The sequence below is a fragment of the Amycolatopsis sp. NPDC102522 genome, assembly GCF_055584485.1.
Genome location: NZ_JBVJLY010000003.1, coordinates 120979 through 142742, shown reverse-complemented (window position 1 = coordinate 142742; position 21764 = coordinate 120979). Strand labels below are relative to the sequence as shown.

Sequence of the window (21764 nt, the reverse complement as noted above, 5' to 3'; positions counted from 1 at the left end):
ACCGATGGCCACGATCACCTACGACAAGGCGACCCGGCGCTACGCGGGCTCCGAGCGGCCCGCTGTGGACGCACTCGACCTCGAGATCGCCGACGGCGAGTTCCTCGTGCTGGTCGGGCCGTCCGGCTGTGGCAAGTCCACCAGCCTGCGGATGCTCGCCGGCCTCGAAGACATCGACGACGGCGCCGTCTGGATCGGCGACCGTGACGTCACGCAGTTGCCGCCGCGCGCCCGCGACATCGCGATGGTGTTCCAGAACTACGCGCTGTACCCGCACATGACCGTCGGCCAGAACATGGGCTTCGCGCTGAAGATCGCCGGCCGTCCGGCCGCGGAGATCAAGCAGAAGGTGCTCGACGCGGCCAAGCTGCTCGACATCGAGCAGTACCTCGACCGCAAGCCGAAGGCGCTCTCCGGTGGTCAGCGCCAGCGTGTCGCGATGGGCCGCGCCATCGTGCGTGAGCCGCAGGTCTTCCTGATGGACGAGCCGCTGTCGAACCTCGACGCGAAGCTGCGCGTGTCCACCCGTACGCAGATCGCCGCGCTGCAGCGCCGCCTCGGCGTCACCACCGTGTACGTCACGCACGACCAGGTCGAGGCCATGACGATGGGCGACCGGGTCGCCGTTCTCTCCGACGGTCTCCTGCAGCAGTGCGACACCCCGCGTGCGCTGTACGACAAGCCCGCAAACGCTTTCGTCGCCGGTTTCATCGGCTCGCCCGCGATGAACCTCGTCACCGCGAAGCTCACCGAAGACGGTGCCGAACTCGGTGGCGCGCGCGTGCCGCTGACCCGCGAGATCCTCGCCAAGGCCGACGGCGACACGGTCACCCTCGGTTTCCGGCCGGAGTCCCTTGAGGTGACCACCAGCGAGGACGGCACGCTGCCGATCAAGGTCGAACTGGTCGAGGAGCTCGGCTCGGACGCGTACGTCTACGGCAAGCTGGCCGAGACCGACGCCGAGGGTACGAAGTCGAACGTCGTCACCCGGGTGGACCCGCGTAAGCCGCCGGTCATGGGCGACACGCTGCACCTGCGGGTTCGCCCCGACGAGCTGCACGTGTTCTCCGCCACCGACGGGGCGCGCCTGTCCTGAGCCGGTTCGTGGGAAACTGGTGGTCGTTATGACCGCCAGTTTCCCGCGTGCCGAGGTCGTCATCGACCTGTCCGCCATCCGGCACAATGTCGCCCTGCTCGCTTCCCGTGCCGCCGGTGCCCAGACGATGGCCGTCGTCAAGGCCGACGGCTACGGCCATGGAGCGCTCGAAGTCGGTCGAGCCGCCGTCGAAGGCGGAGCCACCTGGCTGGGGACCTGCTCCCTTGGCGAGGCGCTCGCGCTGCGCCGCGCGGGGATCGAGGTCCGGCTCTTCAGCTGGCTCGACACCCCCGAAGCCGACTTCGCGGCCGCTATCGCCGAAGACATCGACGTCGCCGTCAGCTCCCTCGGCGAGCTCGCCCGCGTAGCCGACGGCGTGCGCCGGGCACGCGACTTTAGCGGGCTAAACGCGATCGGGAGGGCGCACCTCAAGATCGACACCGGACTGTCCCGGAACGGCTGCCCACCTGCGGAATGGCCGGCGCTGGTCCAGGCCGCCGCGGCCGCGAAGCCGCTCATCGAGGTCGTCGCGATCTGGTCGCACCTCGCCTGCGCCGACGACCTCGGCCACCCCTCCATCGACGCGCAGGCGAAGCGGTTCGACGAGGCCTACGACATCGCCCGCGCGGCCGGCCTGAACCCGATGCGGCACATCGCGAACTCCGCCGCCGTGCTGACCAGGTCCGACCTGCACTTCGACCTCGTGCGCCCCGGGATCGCGATCTACGGGCTGAACCCGGTGCCCACCGCCGACGACCTGCGCCCGGCGATGACCTTCAAGTCTTCGGTCGTGCTGACGAAACGGATTCCGGTCGGCGAATCGGTCTCGTATGGCCACACCTGGACGGCCGAGCGCGACACCACCCTCGCCCTGGTCCCGGTCGGATACGCCGACGGCGTGCCGCGGACACTTTCCGGGCGGATGGACGTCCTGCTCGACGGAAAGCGGAGGCCGGTCGTCGGCCGCGTCTGCATGGATCAGCTGATCGTTGACTGCGGAGACGACGAACCGGCCGTCGGCAGCGAAGTGATCCTCTTCGGCCAGGGCACTTTCGGTGAGCCGACAGCCCGGGAATGGGCCGACAAGCTGGGGACGATCGACTACGAGATCGTGACCTCGATGTACCGGCCGCGGATCCACCGCACGTATCTGGAGGCGGGCTCGTGACACCTTCACGACGACTGCTGGCCATCGTCGGCGGCGTCGGGGCGATCGCCACCGGCACCGCCGCCGCGATCGCCGTCGCCGCACAGCAGCGGCGGCAGAGTGAGGATCCGTTCGTGGACGAGCCGTTGGGGGATCTTGAACCGGATCGGACGTCGACAGTGGCGGCGGAGGACGGCACGCCGCTCGCGGTCGAGGAGATCGATCCGGCCGATGGGGGAAAACCGGAGCTGACCGTCGTCGGCGTGCACGGTTTCGCGTTGTCGAAGCGCTGCTGGCATTTCCAGCGGCGAGACCTCGCGTCACTGAAGCTGCCCAGGGTGCGTCAGGTCTACTACGACCATCGCGGGCATGGGCAATCCGGCGCCGCGACCGCCGAAACCAGCACCATCGAACAGCTTTCACGCGACCTCGACATGGTCCTGCGTTCGGTGGTGCCGGACGGGCCTATCGTGCTCATGGGGCATTCGATGGGCGGCATGGTGATCATGGAGCTCGCCGCGGAGAATCCCGAGCTGTTCGACGACCGCGTCGGTGGCGTCGCGTTCATCGCGACCGCGGCGGGCGAAGTCGGCGCCCGGGGACTGCCGCGTTCACTGCTTTCGAAGTACAACCCGCTCACGCGAGGCGTCGGCGGGCTGGCCGGCTGGCAGCCGGGACTCGTCGAGTTCGTGCGCGCGGCCGGAGGGCAGCTGACCCGGCAGGCCGTGCGCAGGCTGGCTTTCGGCAGCCGGGACGTGTCTCCGCGGCTCGTCGACTTCATGCTGGAAATGCTCGAAGTGACGCCGGTGCGCGGGCTCGTGAACTTCGTCGACACGCTCGGCAGCCACAACCGGTACGCCGCGCTCGCCGGGCTGAAGCACGCGCATGTGCTGGTCGTCGGCGGGGATTCCGACCGGTTCACGCCGATCGCGCACGCCGAGCGGATCGCGGCGGAGCTGCCGGACGCGGAGCTGGTGCGCGTGCGCGGCGCGGGGCACATGGTGCAGCTGGAACAACCCGAACTGGTGAACAGCCACCTGATCGACTTGGTACAACGGTGCACGGGCACCGATGGTGAGACTTCCGACCGGCGAAACTGGTGGTGGCAACGCTGATGAATTTCGCTTTCCCGACTCCCGAGTCGACGATGGATTTCGGGCGAGAGCTCGGACGTTCGCTGCGCGCGGGCGACCTGGTGCTGCTCGCCGGGCCGCTCGGGGCGGGCAAGACGACGCTGACCCGCGGGATCGCGGACGGTCTCGGTGTCGGCGGGCGGGTCAGCTCGCCGACGTTCGTGATCGCCCGTGTGCATCCGGCCGGTGAGGCAGGGGTCGCGCTGGTGCACGTCGACGCGTACCGGCTCGGCGGGGATCTCTCGCAGCTGGACGACCTGGACCTCGACACCGAACTGGAGCGGTCCGCGCTGGTCGTCGAATGGGGCGAGGGGGCGGCGGAGCGCCTTTCGGACGACTACCTCGTCGTGCGTCTGGAGCGTCGCGAGGACGACGTTCGCTTGGTCACCTTGGAGCCACATGGCACGTGGGCTTCGCGCACTCCCGACCTGCGTTTAGCGGGCTAAACGCGATCTGCGCCGCCGACCTGCGTTTCGCCCCCTAATCGCGACCTGGGCCACCGCATCGCGTTTAGCCCGCTAAACGCAGGTCTCACCCGGATGCCGCATCAGGGCCCTTCCGACGAAGCGTCCCCCCAATGCCCCAAGAGGGCTTGGGGGTGCGCATGTCGCTGGGTCCCACAGCGACATGCGCACCCTGTCTAGAGGGTGGGGACCGGTTCAGCCTGTGGGCCGCCTCGTCCGCGCCGATGGTGAAGCCACCACAAACCGCAGAAACCGATTACGCCGGTTTGCGCGGCCGGCGTCGCGACAGCTGTCAACGCGACGAGCGCGGTGATCAACGCGAACCAATAGAACAGAACACGTCCGGTGTTTTCCCGGCTGCCGAAGAACGTGCTCCGCCAGAAATCGGGCCACTGGGCCACGGGCCGCAGATGGACGCGGCGGCACGCGGGGTCGGTGACCATGCCGACCGGTTCGCTCGCCAAATCGAGCAATTCGTCGAGACTGACTTCTGCCGGGTGACACCCGCCGTGGTGATCCTGGTTCGTGTCCGGGGTCATCGCCTGCGGCTGGGGTGGCTCCTCTGGCATACCGCCGGAACACGGCGCTACGCTGGGCATGTTTGACGCCTCCATAGAACGGGTTGATGGAGTGGTTGAACTTCAAAGCGGCTCCCCCCTGCACGGGGAGCCGCTTCCTTTTGGGTGCGGCATTCGGTCGTTGCCGAGCCGCAACACAAGCCATTGTGGACGAATTTCCCGGACCTACGGGGCAGTAAGTGAAAGGTTGCTGAATCCTGCGCCGAGCGGTCGGCGTAATTCACCCCAGGTCATCGGATTATGCCGTTGTGACTCGAAAGAGTAGTTGCGGGCTCGGCCCATCGTCTCGTTACCCGAATAGTGAGACGCAGAGTGTTTTTTCTCCGCACTATCGAGTGGCCTGGTGTTGTTCGCATGGAAAGAAATGTTCGGTATCGGATGTTCGGCAGCCGCATTCGCGCCTGCCGATGAGCATGCTTCGCTGAGGCTGCCCGCTCAGCGCCGATCCCGACCGTTTGTCGCTTCCCCACAGATCGCGTTTAGCGGGCTAAACGCGATCCGCGGGGCTGACGACGGAGCGCGCGATTCCGAGGGCGACCAGGTCTTGGGGGCGGAGCCGCAGCCGGTCCGCTAGAGCGGGGGCTTCGTCGGCGGGCAGCTTGAGGATCGCCGCGGCCGCCTCGGGCGAGGTGACCGAGAAGTACGCGCCGGGCGCCACCCAAGTCGAACCCGGCGCCGCGAACGCCAGCGCGCCACCGGACCCGCCTTCCCCGATCACCAGCGTCGTGATCGGCACGGCCGCGCTCGCGACAGCCTCGAACAACTCCGCGATCGCCGCTCCGGCCCCGGCCCGCTCGGCCGCCGCGTCGTTCGCCGCGCCCGGGGTGTCGACGAGGGTGAGCACCGGGATCCCGAGCCTCGACGCGAGCCGCACCAGGCGCGAAGCCGTCCGGAAACCCGCGGGCAGCGTCGGTGTGCCGCACTGCGCCGCGTACGCGATCGCGCGGCCGCCTCGCCAGCCGAAGCCGCACAAGACACCGGAGTCGACCCCGCCGCACCTGTCGCCCGAGACATCCTCACGCCAGTCGAAGTAGGCGTCGAGGTACTCCGCAGCCTTCGGTCGTTCAGGGGAGCGCGCCGCCTGAACCGCGGCCCATCCGCTGTCGGGCAAGCCCGCCGATCCGAGCGCGTCGGGAGGCTCAGCGGCATCCGTCGTCCGCGATGTCAGCAGACACAGCCACCGTTCCAGTGCCGCGGGAAGGTCCGCGGGCCGCACGATCCTGTCGACCTGGCCCCAAGCGAGCTTCGCCTCGGCCGTGTACGCCTCCGCGGGCGCGTCAGCCGGCCGCACCCGGGAACCGGCGAAACCGACCTGCGCCTCGGGCAGTGCGAGAACGACATCGGCGCTCGCGCCGAGCGTCGCCCAGCCACCACCCGTGGTCGGATCGCGCAGCACCGAGATCTGCGGCACCGACCGGGCCCCGGCCGCCGCCCGCGCGATGCGCTGCAACTGCGAAAGCGCACGCATCCCGTGCTGCATCCGGCTGCCGCCGGTCGCGATCAGCGACACCACGGGCAACCGGGACTCGACCGCCCGCGCGAACGCCGCCTCGACCCGATCACCGGTCCGCTGACCGATCGACCCACCCAGGAAGCCGAACTCGAAGGCGATCACGACCGCTTCGACGTCGCCGATCTCGGCGGTCCCGCAGAGCACTGATTCGTCTTCGCCAGTACGTTCCTCGGCGGCCTCGCGTGCCGCGCGATAGCCAGGCCAGTCGATCGGCCCGTCCTCCGGCTCGTCGGAACGCGGAACGTCCAGGTCCTCGAAACCGGACGCGATCTCCTCGACGACCGACCGCGCGGAGGACCTGCTCATCCGAGCGCCCTTTTCATGACCTTGCCCATGTCGTTGCGCGGCAACGCTTCCAGGTAACGGACCACCCGAGGACGCTTGTGCGGCGACAGCAGGCGCGAGACGTGATCGGCGAGTTCCGACTCCGTCGGGCGTTCTCCTTCGGGCACCACCCAGGCCACGATGCGCTCGCCGAGGTCGTCGTCGGGCTCGCCGGTCACCGCGACCTCCGCGACACCGGGGTGTTCCATGAGCGCGTTCTCGATCTCGCCCGCGCCGATCTTGTACCCGCCGCTCTTGATCAGATCCGTCGCCTTCCGGCCGACGATCTTCACGTAGCCGGCCGCGTCGCGGGTCGCCATGTCGCCGGTGCGGAACCAGCCGTCGTCGAACGCGGCTTCGGTGGCGTCGGGACGGTTGAGGTACTCGGTGAACAAGTTCGGCCCGCGGACCTGGATCTCGCCGACGGTCTCGAGTTCTTCGACAGGCCTTCCCGCCTCGTCGACAAGGCGCAGATCGACGCCGTCCAACGGGACGCCGACGGTGCCGGGGACACGCTCGCCGTCGGCGCGGACGCTGGTGTTCATGAGGGTCTCGGTCATCCCATAGCGCTCGATCACGCGCTGGCCGGTCGCCGCGGTGATGCGCTGGTGGTCGTGGACGGGCAGCGCGGCCGATCCGGAGACGAGCAGCCGGGCGCCGCTCAGCGCCTCGGCGAGCGACGGGTCATCGCCGACTTCGCCCGCGATGCGGTGGTACATGGTCGGGACGCCGAACAGCATCGTCGCGCCGGTGGCAAGTTCGCGTGCGACCCCTTCGGTGGAGAAACGCCCGAGATGCCGGACCGAACCGCCGCGCCGGAGCGGCCCGAGGATGCCGAGGATCAGGCCGTGCACGTGGAACAGCGGGAGACCGTGCACCAGGACGTCGTCGGACGTCCACTCCCAAACGTCCTCGAGAGCGTCGAGGGTGGCCGAGATCGCGCGGCGGGGGAGGACGACGCCCTTGGGTGGGCCGGTCGTCCCGGAGGTGTAGACGATCAGCGCCGGGGCTTCGGCGTCCGGTTCCGCGGGGAGATCGCCGGGCGTGCCTTCGAGGGTGATGTCGCGGCGCGGCAGACCGGCGAGACCCGTGGGGAGGTCGGCGCCCGGTTCGGCGAGTACGAGGACGGGCTCGCTGTCGGTGAGGATGTGGGCGAGTTCGCGCTCGCCGATCTTCGGGTTGAGCGGGATCGCGGGGACGCCGGCGAGCAGCGCGGCGATCACGGCGACGCTGGTGTGCACTGTCGGCGTCGCCCAGACGGCGACGCGGCCGCTCGGCAGGTCTCGGGCGAGCGTGCCGGCGACGGCCGCGACCTCGGAGTGGGTCAGGGAGGTGCCGCCGAAGCGGAGGGCCTCCTTGCCGGAGCCGCTCGCCAGTGTGGGGAACAACCGATCGGGCACCTTGGGACCTCCTGCTCGACTCCGCGGCCGGGGCGCGTGGATCCGAAGAGCCCCTCTCCGGACCGTACCGCGCTGCCCGCCCACCCCCCTGCGACCTGCTTCACACCCTGCGCCGGGAGCGACTTTAGCGGGCTAATCGCGATCTGCGGGGCTGGAGGCACTAGCCCCGCCGGATCGCGTTTAGCCCGCTAAACGCGATCCGGCGGGCTGGGCGAGGGGGAGCGACTTTAGCGCGCTAATCGCGATCCGGTGCCGGGCTACGGGGCCGGAGGGCGGGCACCGGCAGGTCGACTTTCGCGGGCTAAACGCGATCCGGCGGCGGGGGAGGGGGTCTGGAGCAGGGTCGCGTTTAGCCCGCTAAACGCGACCCGGGGCGCTGGTCGTAGGCTGGGTAACCGTGCTGGTACTGGCCATCGACACCTCGACCCCGGCGGTCACCGCGGGCCTCGTCGCCCTGGACGGCGACGCTCTCGAGCCACGCGGCGACCGCGTCACGGTCGACCCGCGCGCGCACGGCGAGCTGATCACGCCCCACGCCCTCGAAGCCGTCAAGGCCGCGGGCGTCACGCTTCGCGACCTCGACGCCATCGTCTGCGGCGTCGGCCCCGGCCCCTTCACCGGCCTCCGCGCCGGCATGGCCACCGCCGCGTCGCTCGCCCACGCCCTCGGCATCCCCGCCCATCCGGTCTGCAGCCTCGACGCGATCGCCGCCGACGTCGCCCCCGGCGAAGCGCCCTTCCTCGTCCTCACGGACGCGAGGCGCCGAGAGGTCTACTGGGCCGCGTACGCCGCCGACGGCTCCCGCACCGACGGTCCGCACGTCCAGCGGCCGGCCGACCTCGAGACGACCATCAAGGTCGCGGCGGGCGACGGCGCCCTCCTCTACGCGGACGCCCTCGGTGTCCAGCCGATCGAGCCGCGCTTCCCGTCGCCCCTCGGGCTGGTCAAGGCCGCCCGTGAAGCCCTCCGAAGCGGAGAAGAGCCCGCCCCGCTCACGCCGCTCTACCTCCGTCGCCCGGACGCCGTCGAACCGGCCGCGCGCAAGAAGGTGACCACGCCGTGAGGCTGGAACCCTTACGCCGCAAGGATATTCCCCGCTGTGTCGAGATAGAGAAGATCCTCTTTCCCGGGGATTCCCCATGGAGCGCCTACGCCTTCCACGCGGAACTCGACGGCGGCGGTTACTACCTGGTCGCCCGTCCGGATGAAAGCGACGAGATCATCGGTTACGCCGGGCTCGCCGTCGTCGGCCGCCGCGGCGACTACGAGGCGAGCATTCACACGATCGGGGTCGACCCGGATCGGCAGCGCAACGGGATCGGCACCACGCTGCTGAAGGCGCTCCTCGATCGCGCGGACGAACTCGCCGCGCCGGTCTTCCTCGAAGTCCGCACCGACAACGACGCGGCGATCACGCTCTACGAGCGGCACGGTTTCGAACGCGTCGGCCTCCGGAAGCGCTACTACCAGCCCTCCGGCGCCGACGCCTACACGATGGCCCGCCCGCGGGCCCAGGTCCGAGACGAGGTGGCGGGCTGATGCCACGCATCATCATGGGCATCGAGAGTTCGTGCGACGAGACCGGCGTCGGCCTCGTCCGCCTGCACGACGACAACACGGTCGAACTCCTCGCCGACGAGGTGGCCTCAAGCGTCGATCAGCACGCCCGCTTCGGCGGCGTCGTGCCCGAGGTCGCGAGCCGCGCGCATCTGGAGGCGATGGTCCCGACGGTCGAGCGCGCCTTCGAGAAGGCCGGGCTGAAACTGTCCGATGTGGACGCCATCGCGGTGACCGCCGGACCCGGTCTCGCCGGCGCGCTCCTGGTCGGCGTCGCCGCGGCCAAGGCCTATGCCGCCGCGCTCGACATCCCGCTCTACGGCGTCAATCACCTCGCCGGGCACATCGCCGTCGACACGCTCCAGCACGGACCGCTGCCCGAACGCTGTCTCGCCCTTCTCGTCTCCGGTGGGCACACGCAATTGCTACTGGTGGACGATATCGCGTCCGAGATCACCGAACTCGGGTCCACTGTGGACGACGCGGCGGGCGAGGCCTACGACAAGGTCGCCCGCGTCCTCGGCCTGCCGTACCCCGGCGGTCCGCCCATCGACAAGGCCGCCAAGAACGGCAACGGAGCGGCCATCGCGTTCCCTCGCGGGATGACCGGACCGCGTGACGCGAAGTTCGACTTTTCCTTCTCCGGCTTGAAAACCGCCGTCGCGCGCTGGATCGAAGGCGCCGAGCGCCGCGGCGAGGAGATCCCCGTCGACGACGTCGCCGCGTCGTTCCAGGAGGCCGTCGCCGACGTGCTCACCAGGAAGGCGATCCGGGCGGCCAAGGAACACGGAGTGGACACGCTGGTGATCTCCGGTGGCGTGGCGGCGAATTCGCGGCTGTCCGAACTCGCCGCCGAGCGCTGCGCGGAAGCCGGGATCACCCTGCGGGTCCCGCGGCCGCGACTGTGCACGGACAACGGCGCGATGATCGCCGCGCTCGGCGCGCACGTGGTCGCCGCCGGACGTCCTCAGGCGTCGCTCGATTTCTCCGCGAATCCTGCGCTGCCGGTCCAGATCGTCTCGATCTAGCGCGATTCGGCGGCGGTGCGCGGCGCCGGGGCGAGGTTGAGCAGCTCTTCCAGCGCGGCCACCGTCAGAACCGCGGCATTGCCGTCACCGTAAGGGTTTCCGGCGTGCGTCGGATGGAGATCGCCGCCCAGGATCTTGGCGGCGGTGTCCGCGATGAGGCTGGTGTCCGTCCCGACCAGCCAGGCGCAGCCCGCCTCGATGGCCTCGCGCCGCTCGGTGACATCGCGGAGCACGAGGACGGGCGTGCCGAACGTCGGCGCTTCCTCTTGGATACCACCGGAATCGGTCAGGACGAGCTCGGCCAGGCGCAGCGCGCGCACCAGATCGGGATACTCGAGCGGCTCGGTGATCGTCACCCGCGGCGTCCCGCCGAGTGCGGTCACGACCTGTTCCCGCACGGCCGGATTGGGGTGCACCGGGAACAGCACCTGGACGTCGCTGTGCTCCGCGACGATCAGTTCGATGGCCGCGAGCGTGCGGCCCAGCGGCTCGCCCCAGGACTCACGCCGGTGCGACGTCACGAGGACGAGGCGTTCCCCCGCCTCGGCGATTTCCATCTCCAGCAACGCGAGCGCGGTGTCCCGCGCCGGGAGATCACGCTCGGCGATCGCGATCACGGCGTCGACGACGGTGTTGCCGGTGACGGCGATCCGTTGACGTGGAACACCTTCCGTGCGCAGCGCGGCCGCCGCGCCCGGTGTCGGCGCGAGGTGCAGGGCGGCGATGCGCGAGATCATCTGCCGTGTGCCCTCTTCGGGGAACGGCGCGGCGAGGTCGTGCGTGCGCAGCCCCGCTTCCAGGTGCACCACCGGGATGCCCAGCCAGAACGCGGCGAGCGCGCCAGCCAGCCCCGTGGTCGTGTCACCCTGGACGACGACCGCCGCCGGGGCGACCCGCCGCAGCAGCTCGTCGAGCGCGGGGAGCAGCCCGGAAACCAGTTCCGCCTGGGTACCGGTGGTCCGTGGCGGGGTGTCCAGCCATGCGTCGACAGGCAGGCCGAACGGGATCAGCGCCTGCTCGACCATGCCCTGATGCTGTCCACTGTGGACGACGAACGGCCGTAGGTGCGGGTGCCCCGCCAGCGCCAGTGCCAGCGGCGCGAGCTTGACCGCCTCCGGCCGGGTCCCGGCCAGCAACATCACATCCACGCGTTCGCGCTCCTCATCCACGATTTCGAGTGTCCCGCAAAACGCGGTCCGTGGCCGCCGGCGTGCGAGGGGCCCACGCCGGCGGCCGCTGGAGTTCCGGGAGCGTCAGCTCCCCAGACCGCCGAGCCGTTTCGTGCGGCGGTAGCCGGCGATGACCGCGATGGTTCCGAGAACCAGCAGGATCACCCCGACGGCCAGCCACCAGCCGACATCGGCCCCGGTGGCGGCGAGGGCACCCACCCCGCCACCGGCGACGCCTACTCCGGCGCCAGGCAACTTGTACATTTCGACCTCACTTCACCCTGGTCAGGCGGTGGTCGCCGGACGACGGCGGCGAGCGACGCGGATACCGACCGGCACGGCGACGGCACCGAGCAGGCCGAGACCGATCCACAGTCCCGCGCCCGAAGCGAGCGGCACGGGCAGACCGGCCGGGCCGCAGGTGGCCGACGAGACGATCACGTCGCCGGAGCCGAGCGGGGTGAGCGCCTCGCCGAGCAGCTTCACGTGGATCGCGTTGACCGTCAGGCTGCCGTCGCTGTTCTTGATCTGCTCGTTCAGGATGATCGTCGCGACGTTGACGGCGCCGAGACCGACCTTGACCTGGGTGTTCGGGGCCGGCGTCGCATCGACGGCGCCCGCGCTGCCGAGGTTCGCACCGACCAGGTTCGTCGCGCCCTGGACACCCTTCTGGGTCGCGGTGCAGGTGGCTTCGACGACCTTGACGCCGACGTCGCCGAGCGCGCCCTTGAGCAGCGGCAGACCGACATCGGCGGTGCTGGCCTTGGCCGTCACGGCACCGGAGTTGTCGTCGCGTTTGGCTTCGGTGTTGATCGCGCCCGCGGTGAGCACACCGGTGAGGTTGGCTTTCGCGAGGCTGTTGGTGGTCGGCCCTGAGGTCTTCGCTTCGGCGAGCGGCCCGGCCTTCACCGCGTCGAGGCCGAGGAGCTTCACATCGACCTTGACGCCATACGCGGAGCCGTCACCGGGGGCCGCCGAGGCGGGCGCCGCACCGGCGAGAGCCACGCTCGCCACCACAGCGGCGAGCAGTCCGCCTCGTCGCAAGAGGTGCGTGTTCTTCAACTGGTCCTCCGAATTGATTCGTGGGGGTTTCTCTCATCTACGGTCGGCAGGAGGGCACAACCGTTGCGGACGAATCCTTTGCTGGCCTGACTCGGCTCGCGGATCGTCTATCGCCGAGTGTTTCTCAAATTGAACAGAAAATTGCGAGGATCACCGGATCAGGTGGTCTTGAGTGCATTTCCCGCAGGTCAACGAGCGCATCACTCTTTCGGCCTAGTCAGTTTCTCCACGATCGTGCCGAAAGGGCTCATGATCATGTTGTGAATGCGAACCCCGGCCGAAAGGGTAGGTTCCCGCTGACTTACTCTCGTCGGCGAGGTCCCTGTCCGCTTCGCCGGATCCCGTCGTCCGCTGCGCCTTTTCTGAGAGGGTCACCGTGGCCGTTGCGAGCGCTCCTTTGCCGAGTTCCAGCCGGTTCCCGCTGCGCCTGGCAGTGCTGGCGGTGATCGCCGTCGCGGTCGGCCTGGTGCTGGCCGAGCGCCTGTATCGGGTATTCGAAGTCCAGCTCGCGGGGCTGATACTGAGGGTTATCACCACATCGGGTGTCTTCGTCGCCGGTGAACGCGAGACTGTCTACTTTGGGTTGTCGGGCGATACTCCACTCGGGTTAAGAATGACGCCGGAATGCTCGTCGGCATTCATGTTGCTGCCCTTGTTGTTGGTGACCGCCGTCATGTTGTATTTCCGCCCGAGGAATGCGAAGAGACTGTTCTCCTCGCTGGCCATTTCGGCGGCCGTGGTCATTCTTGTCAATCAGATGAGGGTTTTGGCGATCGTCGGCCTGGTGAACCGGCTCGGAGTGGACGAAGGTTATTACTGGGGTCACACCCTGCTCGGTTCGATGGTCAGTGTCCTCGGTGGGGCGGTCGCCCTCGTGCTGTTCGTCTGGCTGGGCACCCGCAAGTCCCGCGCCGAGCGAGAGGCCGCCTGATGGGCGCCGGCTCGATCAAGATCCTTCTCGCGATCACCCAGGCGTTCGCGCTCACCATGAGCGTCGCGTTCATCGTGTACGTGGTCGTGATCGTCGTGCCGTACCTGCGGCGCAAACCCGCACCCGTCGGCGACGCCGCCGACTTCACCTGGCACTTCTTCGTTCCGTGCCGGGACGAGCAGACCGTCATCCGCGAAACGGTGCGATACCTGCGTTCGACGTTCCGGCACGCGCACGTCTGGGTCGTCGACGACGACTCCGAGGACCGCACGGCCCGGGTGGTCAAGTCGATCTGGCGGCGCAACGGCGGGTACGACCCGTACCTGCACCTCGTTCCCCGGCGCCGCCCGGAGGCCAGGACGGGCAAGGGCGACGCGCTCAACGCCGCCTATCAGGCGCTCAACTTCTGGATGGGCCCGGACGAGAGCCGTGACGACGTGGTCGTCGTGGTCGTCGACGCGGACGGCCGTCCGGCGGAGAACTGCCTCGAAGTGTGCGCCGCGGACCATCTGTTCGGCGACGAGACGATCGGGGCGGTGCAGCTCGACGTCTGGATGGGCAACGCCGACAGCCGTCCGCCGGGGAGGAACTGGTTCTCGCGCGCTTTCGGGCTGAAGCTGGCCCAGATGCAGGATCTCGAGTTCCGCACGGCCATCGCGGCGATCCAGACCTCACGCGGGTTCACCGGCACGATCTCCATGGGCGGCAACGGTCAGTTCACGCGACTGTCCGCCTTGGACTCGATCGCCGGGGAGGACGAACAGCCGTGGCGCGGTTCGCTGCTGGAGGACTTCGAACTCGGCGTGCACCTGCTGACCGCTGGCTGGCGGACCGGGTACACGCCGGATTCCCATGTGAAACAAGAAGGCCTGTACAGCCTGCGGCGGTTCCTGGTGCAGCGCACGCGCTGGGGCCAGGGGACGATGCAGTGTTCGCGGTATCTGCGGCGGATCTGGGATTCGCCGCATGTGAGCACGCTGGGCGCGGCGGAGATGATGTACTACCTCGCGCAGCCGTGGATGCAGCTGCTCGGCTCGCTGCTGTACCCGATCCCGTTCATCCTGCTGCTCTTCAGCACCGCGGGGGATCCGGCGCAGATGTGGACCTGGTTCGCCGACGACGGCGCGTGGATCCTGTTCGCGATCTACGGCTCGTTCGGGCTGCTGCCGTTCATCGTGTGGGGCCCGATTTATCAGTTCAAATGCCTGAAGAGCCGCAATCTCCTGCGCGGGCTCGGGATGGGCTTCACCTACGCGCTGTACATCTACACGTTCTACATCACGTCGTGGCGGGCGCTGTTCCGCCTGGTGCGCGGCCGGAACGGCTGGTCGAAGACGCGGCGGAACACCGAGCACGCCCCCGGGGTCAAGGTCGCCCTGGACTCCTGACCCGCTCCCGCGCCGGATCGCGTTTAGCGGGCTAAACGCGATCCGGCGCGGGAGCGAGGGGATCAGAAGGCGGGCAGGATCCGGACGTTGTCCGCCTTCACGAAGGCGATGCGGTGCCCGAACTGGATCTGCACGTACCGCGTCTTGCCCTTGACGACCACGTGGTCCGCCGGGTCGAACGTCGTCGCCGAGAAGTACTCGGAGCCGACCATGTTGCCGAGCGAGTACCGCTGACCGGCCGAGAACGTGTACGGCAGCGGGACGACCTGCTGCACCGGCACGTTCGCCGGGTACGCCTCCGCCTCGGGATAGGCGCGCCCGAACACCGGCACGGTCGCCAGACCGGGCTTCGGCGTGACGACCAGGCCGAACGCCGGGCTGGTCGTGCGCGCGTCACGGAACCAGCCCTTCTGGCCGAGGTACCAGACCGCCGTCCAGCCCGCCCGCCGCTCGGCGACCACGTACCGCTGGCCGGTCTCCGCGCGGCTGCCGATGTCGGAGACGTCCATCGTGCTCGCCGAACCGTCCGGGCGCAGGCCGATGTCCTTGAGCAGCGGCGCCGTGTCGGTCGGCTCGCTGCGCAACACGACCGAACCGGAACCCCTTGCCGGGCAAGGCTTCCCGCCGGCTTCGCAACCGGTGAACGGGGGCTGGTTCGTGGCGAAGTCCGGCGTGATGGTCACCAGCGGCGAACCGGGACGGCCGAAGCCGGCCAGCGGCGCGCCCATCAGGTCGAAGTAGTGCGACCAGTCCCAGTACGGGCCCGGATCCCAGTGCATGCCCTTGATGGTCGAAGGGATCGTGCCGGGGACGTTGTCGTGGCCGATGATGTGCGCGCGGTCGAGCGGGATGTCGTACTTCCGCGCGAGGTAGCCGACGAGCTTCGCGGAGGTGCGGTACATCGCCTCCGTGTACCAAGTGCCCTTCGCGGCGAAGCCCTCGTGCTCGATGCCGACGGACTTCGCGTTGACGTACCAGTTGCCCGCGTGCCAGGCGACGTCCTTGGTCGGCACGTGCTGCGCGATCTGGCCGTCGGACGAGCGGATCGTGTAGTGCCAGCTCACGTACGTCGGGTCCTGGACCAGGTCCATCGCCGTGTCCCAGTAGCCCTCGGTGTCGTGGATGACGATGTATTCGACCTTCTGGATCTTCGGCCGGTCCGCCTTGTCGTGGTTGCCGTAGTCGTTGTTCGGCAACTCCTGGTACGGCGCCGGCACCGAAAGACACGAGACCTTCTTCGGGCACTCCGTCTTCGGGTTCTCCGCCTGCGCGCGGACCGGGCTCACCGGTGTGGCGGCGAGGGTGATGCTCTGGCCGTCGTCGGTTTTGCGGCTGACGCCCTTGGAGATGGTGTCGAAGACTTCGTCGGCGAAGGACCGCGCTCCCGCCGTGTCCTTCTCGCCGCTGTAGCGCGCGACGGCGTCGTACCAGTCACCGGCTTCGCGTTGGTACTTCGCCAGCAGCGCGGCACCGCCGCGGATGTTCTGCGTGGTGTCCGTGCGCAGCGTCGCGACGTCCTGACCGGTCAACGCGGCCGCCTCGTCGATGGTCTGGAGGCCGGGCGGGGGAGGCTTCGGCGCCGGTGTCACGGGGAGTTTCGCCCGGCGGGCGTCGTCGCCGCGCGGATCCTCCCCGCCTTCGTCGTGATGCGTGCCCGTACCCGCTTCGCGCAGGTCGGTCAGGTGCATCGGGCCGTAGCCGGCGGACGTGCTCGGAGTGCCGGCGTTGAAGTCCCAGCGCGACTCCAGGAAGGAGACGCCGAGCAGGACGTGCTCGGGGACGCCGAACTCCCGCGCGGCGGCCGCGAAGTCCCGCTGACGCTGCTGATCCGCCGGGGCGGCTTCGGCGGGGACGGCGGCGAGGAGACCGGCGGCGAGGGCGAGGACCGCGAGCCCGGCGGTCCGTTTGGACCGGCGCCGGAGCGGTTCGAGGGAAACGGGACGGAAGGGACGCGGCATGGGCGTTAACCCCCAGTGTCTAGGTCTGCTGAACAGGACCGACCCCAATGTCGGAACCTAACCAGAAACCCGCCCCTTCCGTAAGGTCTCTCCAGATCGCGATTAGGGGGCTAAACGCAGGTCGGCGGCAAGGTGGGGGGCATGACTGGGGTGAAGGGGCTTCTGCAGGAGAAGGACCACGTCTTCCTCGACTTCGACGGTCCGGTGTGCGACGTGTTCGCCAGGCTGACGGCGAGCGAGGTGGCGGAGCGGCTCAAACGCCTCGTCGGACCCGATCTGCCCGCTGAAGTGACTGCTTCCGCCGACCCGTTCGACGTGCTCCGGTACGCGGCCTCGTGTGGGCCGAACGCCGCATACGTCGTGGAGCGGCAGTTCAGCCGCTTGGAGGGGGAGGCCGTCGCGCAGATCCACCCGGCTCCCGGCGTCGCGGAAGTGCTTCGCGAGTGGCATGCGCAGGGGTTCACGGTGACGATCGTCAGCAACAACTCCGTCGACGTGATCAGGTCCTTCCTGGGCATGCACGAACTCGCCGAGCACGTTCGCCGGATCAGCGCTCGGACGACTAGCGACCCCGCGCACCTGAAGCCTCATTCGGCACTCCTCGACGCCGCGGTGAAGGCTCTCGGCACTTCGCCCGGGAAGTGCGTCATGGTCGGCGCCTCCGCCGCGGACGTCCTCGCCGCTCGTGCCGACGGCGTCGCCTCGATCGCTCTCGCGACGACGTCCGCCAAGCGCCGTGCCCTCGCCGCCCTCGGCCCCGATGCCCTGGTCGCCTCCCTCGCCGACCTGCGTTTAGCGGGCTAATCGCGCTCCGGCCGCCCGACCTGCGTTTAGCGGGCTAAACGCGATCCGCCAGCAGGCCCAGGAAGAGCACCATGCCGACCTGGTTGTTGTTCATGAACGCCCGGAAGTAGCCGTCGCGCCCGCGACGCGCCGTCAGCCTGCCCTGGCGGAGGAACAGCGCGCCCGCGACCAGCACGGCGAGGTGGAACTCCCAGCCGAGCGAGCACACCCGGCCGATCACCACCATGAGCACCAGCATCGCGCCCTGCAGGACGCCGATGGCCAGCCTGTCGTGGCGGCCGAACAGGATCGCCGTGGACTTCACGCCGATCTTCAGATCGTCGTCCCGGTCGACAGCGGCGTACTGCGTGTCGTACGCGACGACCCACAGGAGGTTGGCGAGGAACAGGAGCCAGCAGACCGGCGGCAGCGATTCCCCCGAGGCGGTGAAAGCCATCGGGATCGACCATCCGAACGCCGCGCCCAGCACCACCTGCGGCAAATGCGTATAGCGCTTCGCGAAGGGGTACGCGCACGCCAGCGCCAATGCCACCACCGAGAGCACGACGGTCAAGGTGTTGAGCGTCGCGGCCACCACGAAAGCGAGCAGCACCAGGACGCCGAACAGGTAGCGCGCTTCCTTCGCCGTCGCCGCGCCGCTGGGCAGCGGACGATTCGCGGTGCGCTTGACGTGACCGTCGAACCCGCGGTCCGCGTAGTCGTTCACCACGCAGCCCGCCGCACGCATCAGCCACACCCCGGCGACGAAGGCGGCGAGGATCCACGGCGACGGCGCACCCGCGGTCGCGATCCACAGCGCCCACAACGTCGGCCACAGGAGCAGCAGCGCGCCGATCGGCCGGTCCGCCCGCATCAGGCGCAGGTACACGGGCAGCTTGTCCCGCGCGAGGAGCAGCGACATCGTCCTCCCCTGGTGAAGCTGTCCGGCCCCCTGTCGCGGTCAAAAGCTAGCGGCCAGGCCCCCCACGTCGCCCGAACTTGGCACTATGGGCTAAGACGCCGTCACCGGATGGGCACGCCGGTGAGCGCGATCGGGAGTGGCGCGGAACCCTGGCGGAACAAAACGGCCGGTCAGGCGCCCGGAGCCCGAGTTTCCGCGGGGTGAGCGGACCCTCCTTGCGAAGCTGGCACTCACATGGCTAGAGTGCTAATTGCACGGCCCGAACACGCCCCGGCACCCGCGACGGCGGGGGTGGTAGGAGCCGTAATTCATCCTGCCAACGCTTTCGACGACCGTGGAGGTCAACCCGGTGAGCGTGAACATCAAGCCGCTCGAGGACAAGATCGTTGTCCAGACGAGTGAGGCCGAGGAGACGACCGCTTCCGGCCTCGTCATCCCCGACACCGCCAAGGAGAAGCCCCAGGAGGGCAAGGTTCTGGCCGTGGGCCCGGGCCGTATCGACGACAAGGGCAACCGCGTCCCGCTCGACGTTTCCGTCGGCGACGTCGTCATCTACTCCAAGTACGGCGGCACCGAAGTGAAGTACAACGGTGAGGACTACTTGATCCTTTCCGCCCGCGACGTGCTGGCCGTCATCAACTGACGTCCGCTCTCAGCGCATGACGCCCCGGGCCCCGCATTGCCGGGGAACGGGGCGTTCGTGTTTTCCGAGCAGTAAGACTGGAAGGTAAGCGGAACAGGCATGCCCAAGCAGATCAGTTTCGACGAGGACGCTCGTCGCGCGCTCGAGCGCGGGGTGAACAAGCTCGCCGACGCGGTCAAGGTCACCCTCGGCCCGCGTGGTCGCCACGTCGTGCTCGACAAGAAGTTCGGTGGCCCGACCATCACCCTCGACGGCGTCACCGTCGCTCGCGAGATCGAGCTCGACGACCCGTTCGAGAACCTCGGCGCCCAGCTCGCCAAGAGCGTCGCCACCAAGACCAACGACGTCGCCGGTGACGGCACCACGACCGCGACCGTGCTCGCGCAGTCGCTGGTGAAGGTCGGCCTGCGCAACGTCGCCGCCGGTGCCAACCCGACGGCCGTCGGCCGCGGCATCGAGGCCGCCGCGGAGAAGGTCATCGGGGTCCTCAAGGAGAAGGCGACCCCGGTCAAGGGCCGCGACAACATCGCCCAGGTCGGCACCGTCACCTCGCGTGACGCGGCCATCGGCGCCCTGCTCGGCGAGGCCGTCGAGCGGGTCGGCGAAGACGGTGTCATCACGATCGAGGAGTCGTCCACGCTGGCGACCGAGCTCGTGATCACCGAGGGTGTCCAGTTCGACAAGGGTTTCCTGTCGGCGCACTTCGCGACCAACCCGGAAGAGCAGAAGGCGATCCTCGAGGACGCCTATCTCCTGCTCGTCCGCGAGAAGATCTCGTCGCTGGCCGACCTGCTCCCGGTGCTGGAGAAGGTCGTCGAGGCCAAGAAGCCGCTGCTGATCATCGCCGAGGACGTCGACGGCGAAGCGCTGTCGACCCTCGTGGTGAACTCGCTGCGCAAGACGATCACCGCCGTCGCGGTCAAGGCGCCGTTCTTCGGTGACCGCCGCAAGGCGTTCCTGGACGACCTCGCGGTCGTCACCGGTGGCGAGGTCATCTCGGCCGAGATCGGGCACAAGCTGTCCGAGACCACGCTCGCCCAGCTGGGCAACGCCCGCCGGATCGTCGTCACCAAGGACGACACCACGCTCGTCGACGGTGCCGGCTCCAAGGACGACATCGCCGCGCGCGTTTCGCAGATCCGCAAGGAGATCGAGAACACCGACTCCGATTGGGACCGCGAAAAGCTGCAGGAGCGCCTGGCGAAGCTCGGTGGCGGTGTCGCGGTGATCAAGGTCGGCGCGGCCACCGAGACCGAGCTGAACGAGCGTAAGCACCGCATCGAGGACGCCGTGGCTTCGACCAAGGCGGCCGTCGAAGAGGGCATCCTGCCCGGCGGTGGCTCGGCGCTCGTCCACGCGGTCAAGGAGCTCGAAGGCGGCCTCGGCCTCGAGGGCGACGAAGCGACCGGTGTGCGCATCGTCCGCGACGCGCTGTCCGCCCCGCTGTTCTGGATCGCGACCAACGCGGGCCACGAGGGTGCGGTCATCGTGAACAAGGTCCAGGAGCAGAGCTGGGGGCACGGCTTCAACGCCGCCACCGGTGAGCTCACCGACCTGCTGGCCGCCGGCATCGTCGACCCGGTCAAGGTGACCCGGTCCGCGGTGGCGAACGCCGCTTCCATCGCCCGGCTCGTGCTCACGACGGAGAGCTCCGTCGTCGAGAAGCCGGTCGGCGAGGAGCCCGCCGCGGCCGGTCACGGCCACGCGCACTAGTTCCACCCCGAAGCGGGGCGGCACTCCACCTGGAGTTCCGCCCCGCTTTGCTGTCCCCGCCCCCTTGTGCCCGGATCGCGTTTAGCCCGCTAAACGCGATCCGGGCACAAGGGGGCGCTGCCGCAGGGCGGAGCGACTTTCGCGGGCTGATCGCGATCTGGCGGCGCTGCCTCGCCGACCTGCGTTTAGCCCGCTAATCGCGATCCGGGGGGCCGGGGGCGCGCGGCGGCCAGGCGGAGCGACTTTCGCGGGCTAAACGCGATCCGGCGGTCGGGGAGCGGCGCCCGCGGCAGATCGCGATTAGCGGGCTAAACGCAGGTCGGCGGCAGGGGGAGCGCGGCGGCGGGGCGGAGCGACTTTCGCGGGCTAATCGCGACGCGCACGGGCCTGGACGAGCGGAAGGGCGGCACCCCACCCGGATGCCGCCCTTCCGTGGTGCCGACCCGGCCGGATCAGCCGGTCGACATGCTCAATGTGCGCTTGTCCGCCTTGATGATGTGCTCGCGTTCCGACTCCGACAGCCCGCCCCAGATCCCATACGGCTCGTGCACGGCGAGCGCGTGGTTCCGGCACATGGCCAGCACCGGGCAAGCCAGGCACACGGCTTTCGCCCTCGCCTCGCGTCGGGCTCTTGCCGGCCCGCGTTCGCCGTCAGGGTGAAAGAAGGACGCGCTGTCCATGCCCCGGCACGACCCTTCCAGCTGCCAGTCCCACACATCCGCGTTGGGTCCCGGGAGCCTGCGTGTGTCCGCCATCCTGACCGCCTCCGTCATCCGGTCGAAGCGTTTACCTGCTCTGCTGCGCTGCGGATACTCCATTCGGTGCAACGGCGGTAACGTTAGAAGCGCGCCAATACTTGTTCAAGGGATTCAGGACGATTCAGCCGTTAGGCATCCCCCGGATGTGTGAGCAGTACTTTCCGTTCCGGTTGCCGCCGCCCCGGCCTGCCTGGATA

21 protein-coding genes are annotated in these 21764 nt (G+C 69.1%); 12 read left to right on the top strand and 9 right to left on the bottom strand.

The annotated features are described in order from the left end of the window. The first annotated feature begins 4 nt into the window (after nt 1-4). The 4 genes from ACZ6YV_RS10815 to tsaE are packed head-to-tail and all read left to right on the top strand — an operon-like array spanning nt 5 to nt 3822. Nucleotides 5-1096, top strand: coding sequence for an ABC transporter ATP-binding protein (locus ACZ6YV_RS10815; protein WP_378238650.1), 1092 nt, complete (start codon nt 5-7; stop codon nt 1094-1096). Nucleotides 1097-1124: 28 nt separating this feature from the next. Next, nucleotides 1125-2264, top strand: coding sequence for an alanine racemase (gene alr, locus ACZ6YV_RS10810; protein WP_465509421.1), 1140 nt, complete (start codon nt 1125-1127; stop codon nt 2262-2264). Next, nucleotides 2261-3358 carry an alpha/beta fold hydrolase gene (locus ACZ6YV_RS10805; protein ID WP_465509420.1) on the top strand — a complete coding sequence of 366 codons (1098 nt, stop codon included), beginning with the start codon at nt 2261-2263 and terminating at the stop codon, nt 3356-3358. The genes alr and ACZ6YV_RS10805 overlap by 4 nt, the downstream gene beginning before the upstream one ends. Then, complete coding sequence (tsaE, locus tag ACZ6YV_RS10800) at nt 3358-3822, top strand: tRNA (adenosine(37)-N6)-threonylcarbamoyltransferase complex ATPase subunit type 1 TsaE (protein ID WP_465509419.1); 465 nt, start codon at nt 3358-3360, stop codon at nt 3820-3822. Before ACZ6YV_RS10805 ends, tsaE begins: the two co-directional genes overlap by 1 nt. 194 nt (nt 3823-4016) lie before the next feature. On the opposite strand, the gene ACZ6YV_RS10795 is transcribed toward tsaE, so the two are convergent. The 3 genes from ACZ6YV_RS10795 to ACZ6YV_RS10785 all read right to left on the bottom strand — a co-directional run bounded on the left by ACZ6YV_RS10795 (nt 4017) and on the right by ACZ6YV_RS10785 (nt 7655). Further along, nucleotides 4017-4379 carry a hypothetical protein gene (locus ACZ6YV_RS10795; protein WP_465509418.1) on the bottom strand — a complete coding sequence of 121 codons (363 nt, stop codon included), beginning with the start codon at nt 4377-4379 and terminating at the stop codon, nt 4017-4019. A 526-nt stretch (nt 4380-4905) separates the two neighbouring features. Next, complete coding sequence (locus ACZ6YV_RS10790; protein ID WP_465509417.1) at nt 4906-6237, bottom strand: carboxyl transferase domain-containing protein; 1332 nt, start codon at nt 6235-6237, stop codon at nt 4906-4908. After that, nucleotides 6234-7655 carry an acyl-CoA synthetase gene (locus ACZ6YV_RS10785; RefSeq protein ID WP_465509416.1) on the bottom strand — a complete coding sequence of 474 codons (1422 nt, stop codon included), beginning with the start codon at nt 7653-7655 and terminating at the stop codon, nt 6234-6236. The genes ACZ6YV_RS10790 and ACZ6YV_RS10785 overlap by 4 nt, the downstream gene beginning before the upstream one ends. Before the next feature lie 397 nt (nt 7656-8052). On the opposite strand from ACZ6YV_RS10785, the gene tsaB reads away from it, so the two are divergent. Genes tsaB through tsaD form a run of 3 tightly spaced genes read left to right on the top strand, consistent with a single transcriptional unit; the run spans nt 8053 to nt 10240 of the window. Next, nucleotides 8053-8718 (top strand): tRNA (adenosine(37)-N6)-threonylcarbamoyltransferase complex dimerization subunit type 1 TsaB, encoded by a 666-nt coding sequence (tsaB, locus tag ACZ6YV_RS10780; RefSeq protein WP_465509415.1) that lies wholly within the window; start codon nt 8053-8055, stop codon nt 8716-8718. Beyond that, nucleotides 8715-9194, top strand: coding sequence for a ribosomal protein S18-alanine N-acetyltransferase (gene rimI, locus ACZ6YV_RS10775; protein ID WP_465509414.1), 480 nt, complete (start codon nt 8715-8717; stop codon nt 9192-9194). The genes tsaB and rimI overlap by 4 nt, the downstream gene beginning before the upstream one ends. Beyond that, on the top strand, nt 9194-10240 hold the full coding sequence (gene tsaD, locus ACZ6YV_RS10770) for a tRNA (adenosine(37)-N6)-threonylcarbamoyltransferase complex transferase subunit TsaD (protein ID WP_465509413.1): 1047 nt from the start codon (nt 9194-9196) through the stop codon (nt 10238-10240). Before rimI ends, tsaD begins: the two co-directional genes overlap by 1 nt. Here the strand turns inward: tsaD and wecB are convergent. The 3 genes from wecB to ACZ6YV_RS10755 form a co-directional block, all read right to left on the bottom strand. Continuing rightward, entirely contained in the window at nt 10237-11388 is a 1152-nt protein-coding gene (gene wecB, locus ACZ6YV_RS10765; RefSeq protein ID WP_465509742.1) for a non-hydrolyzing UDP-N-acetylglucosamine 2-epimerase, read from the bottom strand. The two genes, tsaD and wecB, sit on opposite strands and share 4 nt — an antisense overlap. A gap of 105 nt (nt 11389-11493) precedes the next feature. Next, nucleotides 11494-11673, bottom strand: a complete 180-nt coding sequence (locus ACZ6YV_RS10760) for an LPXTG cell wall anchor domain-containing protein (RefSeq protein ID WP_465509412.1) — start codon at nt 11671-11673, stop codon at nt 11494-11496. Nucleotides 11674-11694: 21 nt separating this feature from the next. After that, nucleotides 11695-12471: a choice-of-anchor P family protein gene (locus ACZ6YV_RS10755; protein ID WP_465509411.1), complete on the bottom strand. Its 777-nt coding sequence runs from the start codon at nt 12469-12471 to the stop codon at nt 11695-11697. A gap of 427 nt (nt 12472-12898) precedes the next feature. Between ACZ6YV_RS10755 and xrtP the strand changes: the two genes are divergently transcribed. Together xrtP and ACZ6YV_RS10745 are read left to right on the top strand one after the other, a co-directional pair. Further along, on the top strand, nt 12899-13402 hold the full coding sequence (xrtP, locus tag ACZ6YV_RS10750; protein WP_465509741.1) for an exosortase P: 504 nt from the start codon (nt 12899-12901) through the stop codon (nt 13400-13402). After that, a complete protein-coding gene (locus ACZ6YV_RS10745; RefSeq protein WP_465509410.1) occupies nt 13402-14790 on the top strand; it encodes a glycosyltransferase in 1389 nt (462 codons plus the stop codon). Before xrtP ends, ACZ6YV_RS10745 begins: the two co-directional genes overlap by 1 nt. Before the next feature lie 62 nt (nt 14791-14852). On the opposite strand, the gene ACZ6YV_RS10740 is transcribed toward ACZ6YV_RS10745, so the two are convergent. Beyond that, on the bottom strand, nt 14853-16748 hold the full coding sequence (locus ACZ6YV_RS10740) for an N-acetylmuramoyl-L-alanine amidase (protein ID WP_465509409.1): 1896 nt from the start codon (nt 16746-16748) through the stop codon (nt 14853-14855). Between the two features lie 141 nt (nt 16749-16889). Between ACZ6YV_RS10740 and ACZ6YV_RS10735 the strand changes: the two genes are divergently transcribed. Then, a complete protein-coding gene (locus ACZ6YV_RS10735) occupies nt 16890-17552 on the top strand; it encodes an HAD family hydrolase (protein WP_465509408.1) in 663 nt (220 codons plus the stop codon). Nucleotides 17553-17586: 34 nt separating this feature from the next. Here ACZ6YV_RS10735 and ubiA read toward each other — a convergent pair whose 3' ends face one another. Then, nucleotides 17587-18453, bottom strand: coding sequence for a 4-hydroxybenzoate octaprenyltransferase (gene ubiA, locus ACZ6YV_RS10730; RefSeq protein WP_465509407.1), 867 nt, complete (start codon nt 18451-18453; stop codon nt 17587-17589). Nucleotides 18454-18802: 349 nt separating this feature from the next. On the opposite strand from ubiA, the gene groES reads away from it, so the two are divergent. Both groES and groL read left to right on the top strand, forming a co-directional pair. Beyond that, on the top strand, nt 18803-19096 hold the full coding sequence (groES, locus tag ACZ6YV_RS10725; protein ID WP_007031106.1) for a co-chaperone GroES: 294 nt from the start codon (nt 18803-18805) through the stop codon (nt 19094-19096). Between the two features lie 99 nt (nt 19097-19195). Next, complete coding sequence (groL, locus tag ACZ6YV_RS10720; protein WP_465509406.1) at nt 19196-20809, top strand: chaperonin GroEL; 1614 nt, start codon at nt 19196-19198, stop codon at nt 20807-20809. A gap of 452 nt (nt 20810-21261) precedes the next feature. Here the strand turns inward: groL and ACZ6YV_RS10715 are convergent, their stop codons facing one another. Next, complete coding sequence (locus ACZ6YV_RS10715; protein WP_465509405.1) at nt 21262-21582, bottom strand: WhiB family transcriptional regulator; 321 nt, start codon at nt 21580-21582, stop codon at nt 21262-21264. Nucleotides 21583-21764: the final 182 nt, after the last annotated feature.

Coding starts and splice junctions, on each gene's coding strand:
- ACZ6YV_RS10815 (WP_378238650.1), top strand. CDS start 5: ATGGCCACGATCACCTACGACAAGGCGACCCGGCGCTACGCGGGCTCC.
- alr (WP_465509421.1), top strand. CDS start 1,125: ATGACCGCCAGTTTCCCGCGTGCCGAGGTCGTCATCGACCTGTCCGCC.
- tsaE (WP_465509419.1), top strand. CDS start 3,358: ATGAATTTCGCTTTCCCGACTCCCGAGTCGACGATGGATTTCGGGCGA.
- ACZ6YV_RS10795 (WP_465509418.1), bottom strand. CDS start 4,379: ATGACCCCGGACACGAACCAGGATCACCACGGCGGGTGTCACCCGGCA.
- ACZ6YV_RS10790 (WP_465509417.1), bottom strand. CDS start 6,237: ATGAGCAGGTCCTCCGCGCGGTCGGTCGTCGAGGAGATCGCGTCCGGT.
- tsaD (WP_465509413.1), top strand. CDS start 9,194: ATGCCACGCATCATCATGGGCATCGAGAGTTCGTGCGACGAGACCGGC.
- ACZ6YV_RS10760 (WP_465509412.1), bottom strand. CDS start 11,673: ATGTACAAGTTGCCTGGCGCCGGAGTAGGCGTCGCCGGTGGCGGGGTG.
- ACZ6YV_RS10745 (WP_465509410.1), top strand. CDS start 13,402: ATGGGCGCCGGCTCGATCAAGATCCTTCTCGCGATCACCCAGGCGTTC.
- ACZ6YV_RS10740 (WP_465509409.1), bottom strand. CDS start 16,748: ATGCCGCGTCCCTTCCGTCCCGTTTCCCTCGAACCGCTCCGGCGCCGG.
- ACZ6YV_RS10735 (WP_465509408.1), top strand. CDS start 16,890: ATGACTGGGGTGAAGGGGCTTCTGCAGGAGAAGGACCACGTCTTCCTC.
- ubiA (WP_465509407.1), bottom strand. CDS start 18,453: ATGTCGCTGCTCCTCGCGCGGGACAAGCTGCCCGTGTACCTGCGCCTG.
- groL (WP_465509406.1), top strand. CDS start 19,196: ATGCCCAAGCAGATCAGTTTCGACGAGGACGCTCGTCGCGCGCTCGAG.
- ACZ6YV_RS10715 (WP_465509405.1), bottom strand. CDS start 21,582: ATGACGGAGGCGGTCAGGATGGCGGACACACGCAGGCTCCCGGGACCC.